Origin of the sequence: Nonomuraea aridisoli (assembly GCF_003236395.1) — a bacterium.
Taxonomy (GTDB): Bacteria; Actinomycetota; Actinomycetes; order Streptosporangiales; family Streptosporangiaceae; genus Nonomuraea; species Nonomuraea aridisoli.
Genome location: NZ_POUD01000515.1, coordinates 1 through 2,319, shown reverse-complemented (window position 1 = coordinate 2,319; position 2,319 = coordinate 1). Strand labels below are relative to the sequence as shown.

Annotated in this window: 3 protein-coding genes; 1 reads left to right on the top strand and 2 read right to left on the bottom strand. The window is 73.0% G+C overall.

The window, feature by feature from the left end:
• Positions 1 to 602: serine/threonine-protein kinase (locus C1J01_RS47650; RefSeq protein ID WP_235855153.1), on the bottom strand; the 602-nt coding region annotated here is incomplete at its 3' end.
• Positions 603 to 746: 144 nt separating this feature from the next.
• On the opposite strand from C1J01_RS47650, the gene C1J01_RS47645 reads away from it, so the two are divergent.
• Complete coding sequence (locus C1J01_RS47645; protein ID WP_111185712.1) at positions 747 to 1,151, top strand: hypothetical protein; 405 nt, start codon at positions 747 to 749, stop codon at positions 1,149 to 1,151.
• Here C1J01_RS47645 and C1J01_RS47640 read toward each other — a convergent pair.
• Positions 1,096 to 2,253, bottom strand: a complete 1,158-nt coding sequence (locus C1J01_RS47640; RefSeq protein ID WP_111185710.1) for an ARPP-2 domain-containing protein — start codon at positions 2,251 to 2,253, stop codon at positions 1,096 to 1,098. The two genes, C1J01_RS47645 and C1J01_RS47640, sit on opposite strands and share 56 nt — an antisense overlap.
• Positions 2,254 to 2,319 lie beyond the last annotated feature (66 nt).

The following is a 2,319-nucleotide window of genomic DNA, read 5'->3' as shown; positions in this document are numbered from 1 at the left end:
GTCCCCGCGTACGCGATCAACCCGCCCCACGCGAACACGTCGGCGGCCGGCGTGAGCGGCTCTCCGCGCACCTGCTCGGGCGCCATGAACGCGGGCGTCCCGACGATCCCCTGACCGGTCGCCTCGTCGTGCCCTGCGAGCCGCGCGATGCCGAAGTCGATCACCCGGGGTCCGAGCGGCGAGAGCAGCACGTTCGACGGCTTCAGATCGCGGTGGATCACCCCGGCCCCGTGGATGGCGCTCAGCGCGGTCGCGATGCCCACCGCCAGCGCCTCCAGGTTCCCCCCGGACAGCGGCCCCCGCTCGCGTACGGCCTGTGCCAGGTCGGGCCCTTTGACGTACTCGGTGACGAGGTAGGCGACGTCCCCGTCGATCCCGGCGTCGATGACCGGCGCGGTGCAGAACCGGGCGACCCGCCACGCCGCCGCCACCTCACGTTCGAAGCGCCGCCGGAACGCCGGATCCCGGGCCGCCGCCGGAGCGATGACCTTGACGGCGGCCAGGCCCCCGGTGGGCGTGGTCGCGAGGTGCACCTCGCCCATGCCGCCCCGGCCGAGCAGGCGCCGCAGCACGTACCCGCCTATGACCCGATCGCCGTCCATCGCGAGACACATTAGCCACGTTCGCCCCCTTTGACCGATCAGCCGACCGGCGACCATGGTGGGGACGGACGAAGTGCCCACGTTTTCGGACCTCCCGCCCGCCGCCCCTGGCCGGGACGGCCCTCCCCGGCCACAGTCGTAACCATGACGACGACCACGAGATCAGGCCGCCGCTGGGGCAGATTCGCCCTCCACTACGTCGAGATGATCATCGCGATGTTCGCCGGGATGTTCGGCCTCGGCATGTTGCAGTCCGCCGTCGGGCTCGGCGTCTCGCACGCGGAGCAGCCCGAGCTCTGGTACCTGGTGATGGCCTTCCACATGTCCGTCGGCATGGCCGCGTGGATGCGCTTCCGCGGGCACGGCTGGGCGCCGACGCTGGAGATGTGCGCGGTGATGTTCGCCCCGGTCGTGCCGCTCTTCCCGCTGCTGTGGTTCGGCGTCATCGACGCCGACGGGCTGATGCTGGTCTCGCACGTGGCGATGTTCCCGCTCATGCTGGCGGCGATGTTCCGCCGCCTCGACGAGTACGCCGGTCACCACCACTAGCCCGGTACCGGTCGAGGACGTCCTGCCGCAGCAGGTATCCGAACCCGGCCCGCTCCAGGCGCATCCCGAGCGCCGCCACGTCGATCCCCAGCGCGGCGGCCGCCCCGGGCAGGCTCCACCCGTGCGCGGACAGCACGCTCAGCAGGTGGCCGCGCCGGCTCTGCGCCTCCGACAACCGGAACGTCTTCAGGTACGCCAGGCGACCCTCCTCGTCGGTGATCGTCTCCCCGATGTGGTTGTCGCCCTTCCGCTCGAACGACGGCAGGAACCGGCTCAGCGTGAACCGGCCCATCCGGTAGACCTCCTCCACCCGTTCGGGGGCGCGGAGGAGCCCGGCGGCCATCACGGAGTCGTGGAAGCCGGCCCACTCCCGCTCGTGCCGCTCGGCCTCGGCCCGCAGGTCGGCGAGCGAGGAGACCGCCGCGTCGTCGATCACGGCGGGGAAGTCCCTGGCGGGGTGGAGCAGGGCGTACTCGTAGACCAGCTCGCCGTACAGGTCGCGGACGAGCGTCGGGTGCAGCGCCCGGTAGTCCTCCGGATGCGGCACCACGAACGCGCCGGCCAGTGCGTCGGCGGCGTACAGCAGCAGCCCGCACTGCCCCGGGTGGATCTCGAAGACCTTGAGCGCGTCGTCCAGCCCGCGCACCTGCGCCCCCGTGTACGCGTCCTCGGCCCTGGGGGACAGCCCGCGCGAGACCGCCCGGCGCGACCACTCCTCCCACGCGATCTCCGGCCCGCCGAAGTGCAGCGCGAGGAACCCCTCGACGGCCAGGTGCAGCGGCAGGAACCTGAGCCGGTTCCGGTCCGCCCGCCGGGCCATCCTGCGCCGCAGCCGGACGGGCACCCGCCGCAGCGGCCGGCCGAGCTGCGTCCCGTACGCCGCCGCCGGGCCGCCGTCGCCGGTCCAGGACGCGACGAAGGCGTGCGGCACGTACGCGGTGTAGACGGTACGGTCCGGCAGGAGCACCACGGAGGGCTCGTCGCCGTACACCTTGGCGTGCAGGCGCAGGTCGACGATGGGTTCGCGACGCACGAGCGGCACCAGCCGCAACGCGCCCCAGGTCTGCGCGGGCCGCGTCTCCAGCCCGTCGAGATCGATCACGAAACCCCCTCCCCCAGCGCCACCCGACCGTCCGTCGCCCGCGCGGCCGCCCGGTCGGCCAGGTAC